The sequence below is a fragment of the Halocynthiibacter namhaensis genome, from assembly GCF_000812685.1.
Taxonomy (GTDB): domain Bacteria; phylum Pseudomonadota; class Alphaproteobacteria; order Rhodobacterales; family Rhodobacteraceae; genus Halocynthiibacter; species Halocynthiibacter namhaensis.
In genome coordinates this window covers 1-15,714 of sequence record NZ_JWIF01000055.1, presented here as the reverse complement: position 1 = coordinate 15,714, position 15,714 = coordinate 1, and the positions used below count along the sequence as shown (strand labels likewise).

General features: G+C 50.4%; 18 protein-coding genes. 8 read left to right on the top strand and 10 right to left on the bottom strand.

Annotation, left to right across the window (positions count from 1 at the left end):
• The coding region (locus RJ38_RS08025; protein ID WP_039018358.1) for an IS3 family transposase at positions 1-730 on the top strand (730 nt) is incomplete at its 5' end.
• Between the two features lie 53 nt (positions 731-783).
• Here RJ38_RS08025 and RJ38_RS08020 read toward each other — a convergent pair.
• A complete protein-coding gene (locus RJ38_RS08020) occupies positions 784-1,596 on the bottom strand; it encodes a hypothetical protein (protein ID WP_052245288.1) in 813 nt (270 codons plus the stop codon).
• Between the two features lie 414 nt (positions 1,597-2,010).
• Here RJ38_RS08020 and RJ38_RS08015 point away from each other — a divergent pair, with 414 nt between their 5' ends.
• Positions 2,011-2,283: a hypothetical protein gene (locus tag RJ38_RS08015; protein ID WP_039018354.1), complete on the top strand. Its 273-nt coding sequence runs from the start codon at positions 2,011-2,013 to the stop codon at positions 2,281-2,283.
• 581 nt (positions 2,284-2,864) lie between these two features.
• Here RJ38_RS08015 and RJ38_RS08010 read toward each other — a convergent pair.
• The 5 genes from RJ38_RS08010 to RJ38_RS07990 form a co-directional block, all read right to left on the bottom strand.
• Positions 2,865-3,527 carry a type VI secretion system domain-containing protein gene (locus RJ38_RS08010; RefSeq protein ID WP_082005676.1) on the bottom strand — a complete coding sequence of 221 codons (663 nt, stop codon included), beginning with the start codon at positions 3,525-3,527 and terminating at the stop codon, positions 2,865-2,867.
• Positions 3,528-3,562: 35 nt separating this feature from the next.
• Positions 3,563-4,009 (bottom strand): type VI secretion system baseplate subunit TssE, encoded by a 447-nt coding sequence (gene tssE / locus RJ38_RS08005; RefSeq protein WP_272945941.1) that lies wholly within the window; start codon positions 4,007-4,009, stop codon positions 3,563-3,565.
• A gap of 9 nt (positions 4,010-4,018) precedes the next feature.
• The gene (gene tssC, locus RJ38_RS08000; protein WP_039018352.1) at positions 4,019-5,497 is read right to left on the bottom strand and encodes a type VI secretion system contractile sheath large subunit; all 1,479 of its coding nucleotides are present in this window, start codon (positions 5,495-5,497) and stop codon (positions 4,019-4,021) included.
• A gap of 75 nt (positions 5,498-5,572) precedes the next feature.
• On the bottom strand, positions 5,573-6,064 hold the full coding sequence (tssB, locus tag RJ38_RS07995; protein ID WP_039018351.1) for a type VI secretion system contractile sheath small subunit: 492 nt from the start codon (positions 6,062-6,064) through the stop codon (positions 5,573-5,575).
• A gap of 311 nt (positions 6,065-6,375) precedes the next feature.
• Positions 6,376-6,756, bottom strand: a complete 381-nt coding sequence (locus tag RJ38_RS07990; RefSeq protein WP_156121808.1) for a hypothetical protein — start codon at positions 6,754-6,756, stop codon at positions 6,376-6,378.
• 88 nt (positions 6,757-6,844) lie between these two features.
• Between RJ38_RS07990 and RJ38_RS07985 the strand changes: the two genes are divergently transcribed.
• Genes RJ38_RS07985 through RJ38_RS07975 form a run of 3 tightly spaced genes read left to right on the top strand, consistent with a single transcriptional unit; the run spans position 6,845 to position 10,196 of the window.
• On the top strand, positions 6,845-8,401 hold the full coding sequence (locus RJ38_RS07985; RefSeq protein WP_272945940.1) for a recombinase family protein: 1,557 nt from the start codon (positions 6,845-6,847) through the stop codon (positions 8,399-8,401).
• Positions 8,401-9,300, top strand: coding sequence for a ParB/RepB/Spo0J family partition protein (locus tag RJ38_RS07980; protein WP_039018349.1), 900 nt, complete (start codon positions 8,401-8,403; stop codon positions 9,298-9,300). Before RJ38_RS07985 ends, RJ38_RS07980 begins: the two co-directional genes overlap by 1 nt.
• A gap of 26 nt (positions 9,301-9,326) precedes the next feature.
• A complete protein-coding gene (locus RJ38_RS07975; RefSeq protein WP_238321666.1) occupies positions 9,327-10,196 on the top strand; it encodes a plasmid partitioning protein RepB C-terminal domain-containing protein in 870 nt (289 codons plus the stop codon).
• Positions 10,197-10,239: 43 nt separating this feature from the next.
• On the opposite strand, the gene RJ38_RS07970 is transcribed toward RJ38_RS07975, so the two are convergent.
• Genes RJ38_RS07970 through RJ38_RS07960 form a run of 3 tightly spaced genes read right to left on the bottom strand, consistent with a single transcriptional unit; the run spans position 10,240 to position 12,325 of the window.
• Positions 10,240-11,040, bottom strand: a complete 801-nt coding sequence (locus RJ38_RS07970) for a metal ABC transporter permease (protein WP_039018347.1) — start codon at positions 11,038-11,040, stop codon at positions 10,240-10,242.
• Between the two features lie 2 nt (positions 11,041-11,042).
• Entirely contained in the window at positions 11,043-11,813 is a 771-nt protein-coding gene (locus tag RJ38_RS07965; RefSeq protein WP_039018346.1) for a metal ABC transporter ATP-binding protein, read from the bottom strand.
• Positions 11,810-12,325: a Fur family transcriptional regulator gene (locus RJ38_RS07960; protein WP_039018345.1), complete on the bottom strand. Its 516-nt coding sequence runs from the start codon at positions 12,323-12,325 to the stop codon at positions 11,810-11,812. Before RJ38_RS07960 ends, RJ38_RS07965 begins: the two co-directional genes overlap by 4 nt.
• A 56-nt stretch (positions 12,326-12,381) precedes the next feature.
• Here RJ38_RS07960 and RJ38_RS07955 point away from each other — a divergent pair, with 56 nt between their 5' ends.
• From RJ38_RS07955 to RJ38_RS07945, 3 genes are all read left to right on the top strand, one after another.
• Complete coding sequence (locus RJ38_RS07955; RefSeq protein ID WP_039018344.1) at positions 12,382-13,362, top strand: zinc ABC transporter substrate-binding protein; 981 nt, start codon at positions 12,382-12,384, stop codon at positions 13,360-13,362.
• Positions 13,363-13,428: 66 nt separating this feature from the next.
• Positions 13,429-14,061: a DUF1007 family protein gene (locus RJ38_RS07950; RefSeq protein ID WP_162183560.1), complete on the top strand. Its 633-nt coding sequence runs from the start codon at positions 13,429-13,431 to the stop codon at positions 14,059-14,061.
• On the top strand, positions 14,052-14,933 hold the full coding sequence (locus RJ38_RS07945) for a nickel/cobalt transporter (RefSeq protein ID WP_039018342.1): 882 nt from the start codon (positions 14,052-14,054) through the stop codon (positions 14,931-14,933). The genes RJ38_RS07950 and RJ38_RS07945 overlap by 10 nt, the downstream gene beginning before the upstream one ends.
• 382 nt (positions 14,934-15,315) lie before the next feature.
• On the opposite strand, the gene RJ38_RS07940 is transcribed toward RJ38_RS07945, so the two are convergent.
• The coding region (locus RJ38_RS07940; RefSeq protein WP_039018341.1) for an integrase core domain-containing protein at positions 15,316-15,714 on the bottom strand (399 nt) is incomplete at its 5' end.

Genomic DNA, 15,714 nt, shown 5'->3' with positions numbered 1-15,714 from the left:
ATACCATGGCCTGTGCGCATCGCTTACTGAACAGCATCGCTTAAGCCTGCAAAGCTATGGGCGGCCTCGGATAACCGAGGAACTGCAAGAATTGGGATTACCGGTGGGCCATCGCAGGGTCGGACGTCTGATGGGCGAGAATGGCATCAAGATCATCAGAACCCAGAAATACAAGGCGACAACGGACAGCAACCACACGTTCAACATTGCACCAAATCTGTTGGATCAAGATTTCTCAGCGACTGGCCCCAATCAGAAATGGGCTGGCGACATCAGCTACATTTGGACCAGCGAAGGTTGGCTGTATCTTGCCGTCATCCTTGACCTGTATTCTCGCCGCGTCATCGGATGGGCTATCAGTAACCGCATGAAGAAGGATCTGGCAATCCGGGCGTTAGATATGGCCGTTGCTTTGCGCCAACCACCGGAGGATTGCATTCACCATACGGATCGTGGTTCACAATATTGCTCAAATGAGTATCAGAAGCGCTTGTCCAAGCACGGTTTCAAGGTCTCGATGAGCGGCAAGGGAAATTGTTATGATAATTCTATGGTCGAGACGTTCTTCAAATCCATTAAGGCTGAGCTGATTTGGCGCAACCGTTGGGACACACGCCGTCAGGCTGAAGGCGCGATCTTCCAGTATATCAACGGGTTCTATAACCCGCGCCGTCGCCACTCATCGCTTGGCGGGAAAAGTCCCTTGGCTTTTGAGCGAAAGGCCGCATAAATGAGTTCAGAGACCGGAACGTAAGCGGGACAAGACCACTTTTAAAACGGGCTCTAAGGGAAAAATGTAATATTCTGAGTATGTTCATATGCTCCATCTGGCCACATGTGGTTTGGATAATCGTAATCTGGCGACTCAAATAACGCTACCATATCGGGATGCTTTTCTCGTAGCTCAGCCTGACTCTTGATGGTAAATTCTGTATCAGCCAAGTCTGCATCAGAACCTAGATATGCCGCCACTGCTTTGTATAAATGCTCCATATTCTTACAGAAATTGTTGCAAGTTGGGTCATTGTACACATAATACCCATTAGCATCAGAGTGTTCCCATCCCTTATAGATTTGCGAGGTTTCTGATTGGTCAGCAAAAAGCTCAGGATATACTGCTGCCCAACCAGCTCCAGAAATAATGTGGTGCATTTCTTCTTGGGAAGCATCACGTCGTTCTGGATTATTAGTCTCTACTGCGTGCAAATCCTGACCAAACCGCCCATCAAGTTCCAGAGCGCTATATATCCGCGCTGCCGTCATACCAAAACCACTACCTGACATAACTACTGTGGCTTTATTGGCAGCTAACTGTTCGTTCACCACTGGATTATCAGCTACACCGTCCTGATCATTATCAAGCCATTGGGCGGCTACATTAGCTGCATGCTGCAACTTATCTTGTGACACGCCACTAGTGCCGCAGATAGTCAACGAATTAAACACCACGGCTGACTTATCGAAGATATTTGACGGACAATTCTCCACTGCGTTGGCTTGTGGCTTGAATTCAGCTGGTACAAAGACAAACAGCTTCATAACAATTACCGCTACTACTACAACCACAATTCCTAAGATTATTTTTAGAGTTTTCATCAATATTTTTATACCTTTATATTACCTATAACTTATACCAGTGTATCAATCACTCCGCAACGCATCTACTACCGGTAAACGAGCAGCTTGTTTGGCAGGACTCCAGCCAAACATCACCACAGACACGCTGACCGATACCAGCACTACCAGCGGGTTTACCGTCAAAGTAAACCCAGCTGACCCTGGTACAAAAGTGGCTAGTACATAATTGACTGTAAGTGCAATGCTCAATGTAATCAGTACACCTACACTGCCCTAGGGTTTTCTGAGACATCTCAATCGTTCTAACTGCCATCGTCAATGGTCATAAAGAAGCACATCGATCAGCTGCTGCCCTGGAGTTTTAGTGGCTGAAACACCGCTAACGTTAGGAATGTGTGCGTCGTAATCCTTTTTGTTTGTAGTGGAGATCGTATGGACAAGCATCCCATGGCTAACACGACGCTTGGTTTGGCCAAGCAGGTTCTTGATCGTGGTTGTAGCGCTGTTGTTGCTTCACCATGGCCGCTTGACTCGCAGGTACCACCGCATTGGTTAGAAACATTTCTCTCTAAATGGGACGATGGTGATCGTTTGATGGACGCGGCCTTCGCGGCAAATCAGGTAGTAGACAAGCACTTTGATCTCGACCCAGCACGTGGGCTTGCAATGTCGACCTACGGTGACGGTTTTTTGACGAAGGCTTGATTTTCATCATTGCCATCAAGCGAATGGCTAGCAGGCTAGTTAGTCATTTCATCTATGAAAGCGGCTTCAAGATGTCCTGATTTCTGAGCAAGGTGAGTCGGTGAATACATAAAAAAGCAAGACAAGCTTGGCCCTTTAGGGGCCAGCATGTCCAAAACTAAACTGCGATTTTCAAAATTAAAAAAACGTCGCTAGCCTGGGAGAGCGATAACCCGCGATGATTCACTTAAAAGTACGGTCCCTAAACTGCTGTAAGTTTCTTAGATCAAGAAGATTCATTCAATGTGGAAGGCCAAGTGTATTAATGGGGTACTGCTTTTAGGTGAGACCTGAGGGAAAAGCATAGAGCGACTGTCCCCGCGCATTTCCGCCGAGCCAGTCTCTATGCCTAACCGATCTTATCTGCTTTCTGGAGCCGACCGTCGGATAAAAGCCTGAAAGATCGACACCGCATGTCGCGTCCGCAATGGACGCCGCCAATGTTGAAGTTCGCCTATCAGGTCATCGTGTTGATGCTGTTGAACCCATTTGTTCAGCGTCGAAAGCCCAACCCCTAAATCTGATGAAAGTTGAGGCCGCGTTTACGCAAGATATTTCAGCTTCAGTTTTTTGACTTCGGCTAGAAAATGGCTGTCCCAGTCGTCAAGTGGGGGCTCGGACAGTTGTCTCGTCAAAGTTTTACAAATCAGACGCGCATGATGAACATGGCCCGCAGCAATCAATGCAACTGCGAATTCATATTGCGCCAAAGCGGCCTCTCGGGGCGAGCGGGCCGCACAGATCCGGGCTTCTGCCAGGGCCAGAGCATCCGTGTCATCCCCTGGAATGTCGGATGGTTCTGACTTCGTTGCGCCGGAGTCTGGTGCAACATCATCTGCAATCCATGTTCTGATTGTATCCGGAACGATCTCGGTTCCATTTTGATGTTTGAGATCCATCAGTTCAGGCACCTGCGCCAAACGATCCTGCACACGCACGCGAATTGCATCTGCGCTTTTGGGCATATCAAGCGCCAGCGCCATATCAGCCGCTAGGTTCTGGCCTTCAAACCAATCTGGACTCATGAAAAGTCGATCTTCCAACTTTTTCAATGCCACATGATCGGGAGATGCAACATTTTTCAAATGCTCCTCGGCAACGAACGCTGGCATGGCAGCCTGGTCCGTGATGCCTGTTTCATCTTTGGATTCAGGTGCTTTGGCATATTCCAACCAAGATGCATACCCGCGCATAATCCAATTCATCCTGAAAATACCGTGCCGTTGACATTTACCGTACCTTATTTAAGCGCAAAATTGCGCCCTTCTTTCAAAACCAGATCAATCATGACCTGCTCATTTCGGTGGCCAATTGGGGTCTGCACCGAAACTTTAAAAAACAATTCCAACCCACCGGAATATTCCCGGTCAAAGCTGACATTCACATTGGTGACACGTGGCTCGAATTTCACGATTGCATCTCTGATGTCGCGGGCAATCACCTGCAACATGTCAGATGACCCGACCGAGGCATCGTTGAAATCAGACAACCCATAATCGGGCGTTGCGTCAGACGCACCACGACGACTGTTCAAAAGGCGCAACAATCCCGATCTTATGGAATTGATGCGCGCTTCTGTACCGGAACCTGTCACAGGCTTTTCCATCAGATCATCCGCCCGCATTCTTTCAAACAATGAAAGCGGACGGGCGGATGACCGGGATGTTTGGTCTGAAGAACCCCTCACCGTCAGGAATTAGTCTTTGTCCAGACGACCCACGAGAGACAGTTCAAAATTCGCACCCATGTATTTAAAGTGCGGACGCACAGACATGGACACACGATACCAACCTGGATCGCCAGCAACGTCAGAAACGTCGATTTTGGCTGCGCGCAGCGGACGACGCGAACGCACATCTGAAGGTGGATTTTCCTGATCAGCAACATATTGCATGATCCACGCGTTCAATTCGCGTTCCAGATCCGCACGTTCTTTCCAAGACCCAATCTGTTCACGCTGCAGAACTTTGATGTAATGCGCCAGACGGTTGATGATGAACATGTAAGGAAGCTGCGTGCCAAGCTTGTAGTTGGTCTCGGCTTCTTTGCCTTCTTTGGTGTTCGGGAAACGCTTTGGCTTCTGGATGGAATTCGCACTGAAGAATGCAGCGTTATCAGAACCCTTACGCATTGTGAGGGTGATAAAGCCTTCTTCTGCCAGTTCAAATTCACGACGATCGGTTACAAGAACCTCAGTCGGGATTTTCTGTTCCAGCTGACCGAATGCCTCATAGACATGCACAGGCAGATCCTGAACAGCACCGCCAGATTGTGGGCCAATGATGTTTGGACACCAGCGATATTTCGCAAAGCTGTCGTTGATCCGTTCCGCCATCAGAAGCGCTGAGTTACCCCAGAGATACGCATCATGAGAATGCTCAACTTCTTCACGGTACTGGAAGGTTTTGATCGGGTTTTCCAGCGGGTCATAAGGGTTACGCAGCAAGAAGCGTGGCGCGGTCAGACCCACATAACGGGCATCTTCAGATTCACGAAGGCTGCGCCATTTGGTGTATTTCGGGCTTTCAAAGATCGAAGACACTTCTTTGATGTTCGGCAGCTCAGTGAAACTGTCGATGCCAAAGAATTGTGGCGCCACAGATGAGATGAACGGCGCATGGGCCATCGCACCAACAGAGGCACAATATTGCAGAAGTTTCATGTCTGGCGTGCTTGAGTTGAACTCATACATACCAACCATTGCGCCCACAGGCTCACCACCAAATTGGCCATATTCCGCAGAATAGATATGCTTATATAGACCGGATTGTGGAACTTCTGGGGAAAGTTCGAAATCTTCCAGCAATTCATCTTTGCGAATTGACATCAATTCAACTTTGATATTCTCGCGGAAATCCGTGCGATCAATCAGAAGCTTCAATCCACGCCATGTGCTTTCAATTTCTTGAAATTCAGGATGGTGCAGAATTGTATCCATTTGGCCTGAAATCTTGCGGTCAACTTCCGCAATCATCCGGTCCACGCGGGCTTTGTTAATGGGTTCGTCTTGGTCGCTGCTTTCAAGCAACTCAGAGATGAACGCGCCTACGCCCTTGCGCGCAACATCATAACCATCGTCCTGTGGACCGAGGTTACTTTTCGCCATGATCTGATCGAGAAGGGAACCAGACGCGACTTCCGCCTGCTCTGGTGCGGTTTCAACTTGTGTATTCATAATACGGCACTCTTATACTGTTCAAAACTCAGATCCGGCCACAAATTGCCGGGTCTGCTGCAGATGGATTTTTGATTATTCGCCGTTGCCGGCGTCAAGTTCTTTCAACAGCGCGTCACGGTTGTCAGAGTTTTCAATCAATTCACCCAATGCCTTACGGAAAGATGGCATATTGCCTAACGGACCCTTGAGAGCGGTAAGCGCTTCACGCAGTTCAGCCAGTTTTTTCAACTCAGGCACTTTTTGAACAATCGCGTCAGGCTCAAAATCATGCAGACTTTCGAACTTCAAATTTACATTCAGCGTCGCATCAGGATCATCTTCGCGCAAAGTGTCTTTCACTTCGATGGTGCGCTCAAGCTCCATCTCACGCAGAACATCGCCAAAATTATTCTTGTCAATTTCAGTGCTGCGGCGTTCTTCCAACGGCGTTTCATCCGCACATCCAGTGAAATCACCAAGCACAACCATTTTCAGCGGAAGTTCAACTTCCTCCTGTTGGCCACCGGTTGCAGGAACAAATTTAACATTAATTCGTTCTTTTGGGGCGACTGATAGTTCTTTCATAATAAATCCCTCGTTAACCACTAATTAACGTTATCAACGAGTCCAGCTAAAAAGGAAAGCCTTATTGCAACTTATCTATTTAGATAGGTGAATAGGTCAGGAATTCCTTACCTCGGTCACCTTATTAGGTAGGAATATGTAACAGCGTCTTCCCCAAGTGGATATGATTACGGATCGCTCATCACCTGCAATAAGGGATCACCTATCTTTGGCCTGCCTAATTGGATTGGGTCGTGTCGTCGCAATACGGCCCACCAAGCAACTTACAGGTCTTCCATTCGTTGAAACCTGGCGGATGCTGAGTTGGTCCCTTAGCCGGACCTGCCGTCATCGTCCCCACCATAGACCGCATCTAAGCGGCATAAAATTTCCGTCAGCTCAATTCGGACACGTTTGAGATGTTCAGGCGTCATAGCTGCATCGCGCCCTGCCAATATCAGCACGACCGAAAGTATCCTGTCCGAATGCCGCATCAGCTCGATCAGGTGTTCTGCCCTTGGCCCATATGTACCTGACATCCAGTTCTTGGCTGTCCGTTCGCTCGCCCCTGTCCACCTAATTGCAACCTTCGCAGCACTTCCCGCACCGCCAAGATCTTGCGCCAATGCTGTGCTGATGGCTGTTCGGTACTCTGCCGCAGAAACCCGCCCCTCACAGTCCCGACGAAACGAGCTGCCCTTTTTATGCAACATGTTTCAGTTCCTCCCTCGCTATGATCAGAAGAAGATTCGCTAAATCATAGTGTGAAATTGCCGATTTGAATAATTGAGGGGTGCTGCATTGAGTTGGACAGACGGTGATTACAACCGAGATAGTCGACGTAAAGCCGCGCAATATGTTCGGATGTCGACGGAACATCAACGCTATTCCACCGAAAACCAATCGGACGCAATTGCACTTTATGCGAAGGAACGTGGCTATGTGATCGTCGAGACCTATTCAGACGCCGGGAAAAGCGGCCTGCAAATCAAGGGGCGCGATGGGCTGACACAATTGTTAACTGATATTCAGGCGGGGCAAGCAGATTTCAAAACCGTTCTTGTCTATGACATCAGCCGTTGGGGTCGATTTCAGGATGCCGATGAAAGCGCCTATTATGAGTACATCTGCAAACGTGCGGGCATTTCGATTGAGTATTGCGCTGAACAGTTCGAGAATGACGGTAGCCCTGTTTCCACCATTGTCAAAGGCGTCAAACGCGCGATGGCTGGCGAATACAGTCGCGAGCTGTCGCAAAAGGTATTTGCGGGTCAGTCACGGTTGATCGAAATTGGGTATCGCCAAGGTGGTGCCCCGGGCTTTGGCCTGCGACGGATGCTGATTGACGAAGCCGGCAAGCAAAAGGGCATTCTCACCCGGGGCGAACACAAGAGCATACAAACAGACCGCGTCACACTTGTTCCAGGGCCGGATAACGAAATCTCTGTCGTGAACGCAATCTTCCACAGCTTTGTGAAAGACGGCCAAACCGAAACTATGATCGCCGCGGACCTAAACGCAAAAGGCATCAAAACAGATCTGGATCGGGACTGGACCCCATCCGTTATACGCCAACTTCTTTCAAACGAGAAATACATCGGCAATAACATCTGGAACCGAAAATCGTTCAAACTGAAGAAACGTCATATACGCAATGCCCCGCATAGTTGGGTCCGGTCTGATGGTGCTTTCGAAGCCATCGTCGATGCTGAATTGTTTGCCGCAGCGAGGGCGATCTTTGCGACCAAGGCGCGGCGTTACTCTGACGAAGAAATGCTGGATGGCTTGCGGGACGCTCTTGAAACCCACGGCTTTTTGTCTGGCGTTGTCATTAATGAAACCAAAGCTTTGCCGTCCAGCGGGGTCTATCAAAGCAGATTTGGCAGTTTGCTGCGGGCGTATAAACTGGTCGGGTTCACGCCTGACACAGATTATCGATACATCGCAATCAACAAACATCTGCGTAAAGTCCATTCAAGGGTCATTCGTAATGTGGTTGATGGCGTTGCGCAAAATGGCGGGCACGTTCAACAAGATGCCAATTCCAACCTTCTCAGGATCAATCACGAATTTTCTGCATCTGTTGTGATTGCCCGGTGCAGGCAAACCAATGCCGGGTCGTATCGTTGGAACATTCGGCTCGATACAGGTCTCGTGCCTGACATCACAGTCGTGGTGCGCATGGATCAAACCAATGAGGCGCCACTTGATTATTATCTGTTGCCAACTGCGGACATGACATTGTCGAACCTCCGCCTTTCGCAAAACAATGGGTTGTCGCTTGATGCTTACCGCTTTGATGACCTCACGCATTTCTTCGCCATATGTGAGCGCACATCAGTTTTGGAGATTGCATAATGTCCAATGCCCCACGAGAACGCACCGAACTGATCGCCGTGGATACTATCACAGTGATCAACCCTCGCGTTCGAAATCAAAAAATCTTTAGCGAGATCGTTTCAAATATCGCTGAACTTGGCCTGAAACGCCCCATCACTGTTGCTGCGAGGTCCAATGAAGCAAGCGGTGCGCTGACATATGAATTGGTTTGCGGTCAAGGTCGATTGGAGGCCTTCAAAATCCTGAAGCAAGACAAAATACCCGCTGTCGTTATCACTGCCAGCTCTGAGGATTGCCTGGTGATGAGCTTGGTGGAAAATCTCGCACGGAGGCAACATCATTCACTTGATCTGCTGCGGGACATCAAACGCCTAAAAGGCAGCGGATACGCCGAACGTGAAATTGCCACAAAGACCCAACTGTCTCTGAAATATGTGCATGGCGTCATACGGCTTTTGGAAAGTAAGGAACACCGGCTTTTGCGTGCTGTCGAAAGTGGCAAAATCCCAGTAAGCGTTGCCGTAGATATCGCAGATGCTGAAGACGTCAATGTGCAAACTGTCCTGCGCAAAGCCTATGAAAGTAAGCTCTTGCGTGGTGGTCGCTTGTTGAACGCAAAACGGCTTGTTGAGGCTAGGCTCAAACATGGCAAAGGTCATGCGACATCGCATAGTTGCACGAACAAAAAACTATCCGTCGAAACACTGATGAAAACCTATCAAGATGATGCGGAAAGGAAGACGGCCTTATTGCGGAAAGCCGATGCGACGCACCGTGAGATGCTCTTTTTGATACAAACGTTAAAAACGCTCTTAATGGACGAGAATTTCGTCACACTGTTGCGCGCCGAAGGGTTGATCAACATCCCCAGAACAATTGCTGCGCGGTTGTCCCGCTTAGAACGGCCGATAGGATGACGCGGCAAAATTCAGAGCAAACTATTGTGGCAGCTTTTGAACGTGAATTGTTGCCTTTGACGCTCTCACAAATTGCGCCCCTATACTTAGTCACGCCCCAGACCAAAGCCACTGTGAAATACGCTCAGATTGCAGCATCCATATGCGAAATCGGTCTGGTCGAACCCATTGTGGTCGCCCGTGACCGGGATAATCCCAACATGTATACGCTGCTTGACGGACACCTTCGGTATGAGGTGTTAAAAGCCAATGGTAGGGTCACCACAAGCTGTATCGTGTCGACCGATGACGAAGCCTTCACATACAACAAACGTATCAGTCGGTTGGCGACGATACAGGAACATAAGATGGTTTTGCGCGCGCTCACGCTTGGTGTTTCGGAAGAACGCTTGGCCAATGCATTGAACATCAACATCAAAACGCTTCAGGAAAAACGCCGCCTTCTAGATGGCATTTGCGATGAAGCGGCAGAGTTGCTTAAGGACAAACAGATTGCCCTGACCAGTTTCCGCATTCTCAGGAAGATGAAACCCATGCGCCAGATCGAGGCCGCGCAATTGATGGTAACCATGAATAAATACACCATAAATTACGCCCGTTCCTTACTTGCCGCCACGCCAGACAACCAGTTGATTGCTGGGGCGTCGCCCAAGAGGTTCAAAGGTATATCGCGGGAACAAATCACCCTGATGGAGCGCGAGTCTGCGAATTTGGAACGCCAGATGCGCTTGGTGGAAGACAGCTATGGGGTTGATCATCTCGATCTTGTATTGGCGCGCGGCTATATCTCCAGATTGGTGAGAAATGAAAGGGTCCTGAAGTATTTAGCCCTACACCATAAAGAGTATTTGCCCGAATTTGAGAAGATCACTGAGACAGAAAACGTCACCCCCTAACCCGTTCTTACGCCTCTAGGTAAATGATGACTGGGGTTTCCCCTTAACCACGATCTACGGATCTGAAGCTTCCGACTGCACTGGATGCGAGGAATGTTATAGCGGCAACACAGACGATTGACGGCCCAGCCGGCGTATCAAACACGTAAGCGGCACGCAGACCGGCAACAGCAGACAAAATCCCGATAACCCCTGCGGCAACCGCCATTCCTTCAGGTGTTCGTGAAAGGGGGCGCGCAGCTGCGGCAGGAATAATCAGCATGGCGGCGATAAGCAGGACGCCTACGACCTTGATTGCGACGGCGACGGTGATGGCCAGTGCCAGGGTCAACACCAGTTGTTCGCGTTTTGGGTCAATGCCACTTGCGTGAGCCAAATCTTGACTTAGCGTTGAGACAAGCAATGCGGACCAGCGCCAGCCGATCAACAGCACCACAAGGGCAGCGCCCCCCCAGATCACCGAAAGGTCACCACGCGAAACCGCCAATATATCACCAAAGAGATAGGCCATCAGATCGATGCGGACGCCCGACAGGAATGAAACTGCGACAAGCCCAAAAGCCAGCGCGGAATGCGCTAAAACCCCCAATAGAGTATCCATCGCGTACCCTCTCCCCGAGAGCACGCTGACAGTCAGCGCCATCAATAGGGCCACAGTCAATGTGCCGACAAATATCGACATTGAGAAAGCCAACGACACAGCCACACCAAGGATGGCAGCATGCGCCGTTGCATCGCCAAAATAGGCCATACGCCGCCAAACCACAAAACACCCCAATGGGGCTGAGGCAATTGCAACACCGACCCCGGCCAAGGCGGCACGTACCATAAAATCATCAAGCATTATTAAGAAGCCTTTGTGTCGTCATGGTCATGATCGTGGTCGTGGTCGTGATCACAATGCCCATGCGTATGGTCGTGATCATGTTCGTGGCGATAAAGCGCAAGCGCACCGCCCGTTCCCGTGCCAAACAACGCCCGGTATTCGGGTGCAGATGCAACGACGGCAGGTGTGCCCTCGCAACAAACGTGACCGTTGAGACAAATCACACGGTCAGATGTACTCATCACCACATGCAATTCATGGCTGATCATAAGAACCGCACAGCCTGTGTCTTGCCGCACCTGTTCGATTTGTTGGTAAAATGACGCAGATCCGCGTTGATCAAGCCCCTGCGTGGCCTCGTCCAAAAGCAACAGATCCGGCTTTCCAATTAGGGCACGTGCCAGCAATACACGCTGAAACTGCCCGCCTGAAAGTTGGGACAATTGCGCTTTGGGCAGATCTGGCACACCCGCTTGTGCCAACGCGTGATCAATGCTTACGGCTGTTGCGTCCCCAGATAATTTCAGGAACCGTGAAACCGTGATCGGCAAGGTTTCATCAATGTGCAATTTCTGGGGCACGTAACCAATGGTCACCCCTGCCCCCCGTGTAACACGGCCTTGGAATGGCTTCACAGCACCGATTATAGCGCGCAACAGGCTGGTTTTTCCTGATCCGTTGGGGCCGACGATGGTCACGATTTCGCCGCGTTGGACGTTCAGGGAAACATGCGACAACACCGTTCTCGCCCCATAGCGAAGGCTAAGGTCTTCAACTTGTACAAGGCTCATGCGTCAGCCTTATCCGCGCAGGTGGGGCAAACGCCCTCGGCCTCAACCACAGTACGTTCGATTTGAAACCCCGTTGCACGAGCCGCCTCACCCAAAGCCCCCCCTGCCGGAGATGATTGTGTTTCGGCCACGGCGTCACATAAGCGACAAATCATGAAGGCAGGCGCATGTGACTCGCTTGGATGGGTGCAGGCGATAAACGCGTTCAATCGTTCGATCTTATGGGCCAACCCGTTCACCACAAGGAAATCAAGCGCTCGATATGCGACAGGTGGCTGCGATCCAAAACCGTCTTCGCGCAATCGATCTAAAATCACATAGGCACCAAGCGCTCTGTGTTCCTGAAGTAATATCTCAAGCACTTTTCTACGCACCGGCGTAAACCGCAGCCCATCTGACACGCAACGCGCATCCGCAGCCGCAAGCGTCGCCGTTACACATGTGTCATGATCATGATGCGCAAATCCCAACGGCGTATCGCTGGTATTTTGATTCAGAAAGTCTATTGTCATATTATAACATATCGCCTACATAGTTCGTAATGTTATAAAATCACATGGAGACATCGATGTCCAGAAATCTTCTCCCCCTTTCACTGGCTGCCATATTGATGGGCGGAACCGCTTTTGCACAGGTGCCACAGGTTGCGGTTGATATCGCACCCGTACACTCGTTGGTCGCACGGGTTATGGACGGCGTCGGCACACCCGACCTCATCGTTCAACCCGGCGCAAGTCCGCATGAATACAGCCTGCGCCCCTCTGAAGCCCGAGCACTGCAAAACGCCGACCTCGTGTTTTGGGTCAGTTCTGGCTTAACGCCATGGCTCACCGATACCATCGAAACGCTTGCCTCGGGTGCAGCGGTTACAGAGCTGCTTGAAGTTGATGGCACAATTGAACTGCCGCTGCGCGAAAGCCCCTTATTTGAGGCCCATATCCATGAGGAACATGACGATGTGGCCCATGAGGAACATGACGAGGGCGCTCATAACGATCACGACAGCCATGATGATCACCATGACCACGGGCACGAAGATGCACACGATCCACACGCATGGTTGTCCCCCAATAATGCAATATCATGGTTGAACGTAATTGCCGGGCAACTCTCCGCTGCTGATCCTGAAAATGCTGCCGCATATTTCGCGAATGCCGCTGCGGGACGTTCCGAAATCCAGGCCCTCATTGGTGAAGTCAATGCAACGCTTGACCCTGTTCGTGGTGAGAAATTCGTTGTTTTCCATGACGCCTACCAGTATTTTGAAACAGACTTTAATTTCCCGGCATCCGGTGCAATTTCCTTAAGTGACGCCTCTGATCCAAGTCCTGCACGCATTGCTGAGATTCAAGCACGTGTCGGCGACGAGGGAATAAGCTGCATTCTGACAGAACCACAATTTAATCCGGGCCTCATTGATACTGTTCTAAATGGGACACAATCACAGACCGGTATTCTTGACCCAATGGGGTCTGATCTGGAACTTGGATCTGCACTTTACCCGCAACTTATCCGCAATTTGTCGACTGCACTTGCAGGATGTATGTAACCGTATCAATCTGGTTGAGACCTTGAAATAAAACTGGATTGTAATCACTACATGTTACGCATTTTTATGAGCGTGTTATCTTTTGCGATGTGCCTTAGCGGGATAGCTAAGGCACATCCGCATATTTTTGTAGACGCAAGCTCCGCGTTTATTTTCGATGAACATGGTAAATTGCAGGCCCTGCGCATCTCCTGGACTTATGATGAATTTACGACGCTTACGCTGTTTGAAACTCTGGACCTCGACAAAGATGGCGATGGCGTACTTAACGACGCTGATCATGCGGCAATCATTGATGGTGAAACCAATTGGGATCCAGAATACAAGGGCGATGTTTACCTAGAAGTCGCAGGCAAAGACTATCCGCTGGGCAGACCAGAAGCCGGGGCCGTAACATTCGAAAACAATCGGATTGAGGTCTCGTTTAATCTACCATTGTCCGATCAGGTCGCGGTCACGGACACCACGGTTCTTCTGCGCCTTTACGATCCCGGATTTTACTATGCCTACACCATTTTGCCCACGCTAGATGCCACCGATCTACCGGAACGATGTCAGGCCGAAATTGTGCCATTTGACCCCAACGCCACTGAACGTGCATTGAAAGAACAGCTTGCCGCTTTGTCACGAGAAGATACACCCACACAACAAAACGTCGGAAGGCTTTTTTCCGACGAGGTCCGACTGACATGTGGGTAAAGCTTTGTGTAGCCACCCTATGTATCCTTACCGTTGGTTTTGCAGCATGGGGTTTTGTGCCGTGGTATGACATCCAGCAATGGGCCGCTGGCGAACAACGCACATTCCAGAACGCGATGGCCGGTGCCTTAAGGGGCATTCAGGCAGGCGACCCTTGGGCCGTATGGAGCTTATGCAGCGCAACCGCCGCCTATGGGTTTTTCCATGCACTTGGTCCCGGACACGGCAAAGTGCTTATCGGGGGGGCCGCACTTGCCAGTGGGTCCACCTTAAAACGTCTCAGTCTGCTAACAGTTCTATCTAGCCTGGCACAGGCTGCCACGGCCATTTTCCTGGTGGGCGGTTTGGTTTTCATCCTGAAAATGCGGTCCGGCGATCTAGCTGAAATGACCGAAAGCGTGCTTGCCCCTGTAAGTTACGCTGCAATTGCTGCGCTTGGTGGGGTATTGGTTTTTCGCGGCGCTCGTATGTGGTACAAAATGGACAAGGCCAAACATGCAGACCATAGCTGTTGTGGTCATGCTCACGGTCCGAACATCGCCCAAGTGGATACCCTAAATTCGACCCGCGATGCAGTCGCACTTATTGTAAGTATCGCCCTTAGACCCTGCACCGGCGCACTGTTTGTTTTAGTGATCGCCGCGCGATTTGATGCTTTCGCCACGGGATGCCTCGCGGTGGTCTCAATGGGCCTTGGCACCGCCGCATTCAATCTAACCATAGCGACGTCGGGTATTGCTGCCCGACGGCTGACGAGGCTAAGCACACGTGGCCTTGGCGGCATTCAAACGGCCACGGCGACGCTACACATGGTCGGAGGCATCCTGATCATCACCCTAAGTATCGCCATGCTACTGCCCCACCTAAGTTGAACCGCTTTGTTTTTCAAACATCAGCGCATCAGTACACCCAGCGCCGCCACTCATGTCTGGTCGAAAAAGCACCTCAGTTTGGGGCGAAGGACTACATAAGTAGGTTGAGAGGCCAGAATGCAAACGGGGTAGCTCCAATGTGGTCTTGTCGCAGTTTAATTCAGGTCTCTTTCGAGCAATGTTTACCATGAAGGAGATAAAGAATGGCAAAGAGATACACAAACGAGTTTCGTCGTGATGCGGTCCGCATGGCGACAACCAGTGGCTTAACGCGGCCCCAACTGTCATCGGATTTGTTCCCGACCTTCTTTGATATCCTTGGCAGGATCACTGGACGGGTCAGACCTGAACCAGACCGGGTTTATCGGAGACAGTTGAGTTCCTATTCTGCGGCGAGAGTAACAGTGTTCAGGCTGTCATAGAAGTTCCTTTCTGCATGTGCTGGAGCAATGTATCCGATGGGTCCAAAGCGGCGTTCGTGATTGAACCAATGGACCCAATCGAGCGTGGCAAATTCGACGTCTTTTTTGCCTTGCCAAGGGCCCTCATGTTCAATGACCTCAGCCTTGTAGAGGCCATTAATTGTCTCGGCCATCGCATTGTCATAGCTGTCACCAACGCTGCCGACTGAGGGATCAATTTTGGCTTCCTCAAGCCGTTCAGTGTATTTGATCGACAAATATTGAACGCCCCTGTCACTGTGATGAATAAGTATTTTGGGGTCCGGTTGACGCGCAGCCAGCGCCTGGTTCAAAGCATCAAGCACCATCTGGGCATTGGG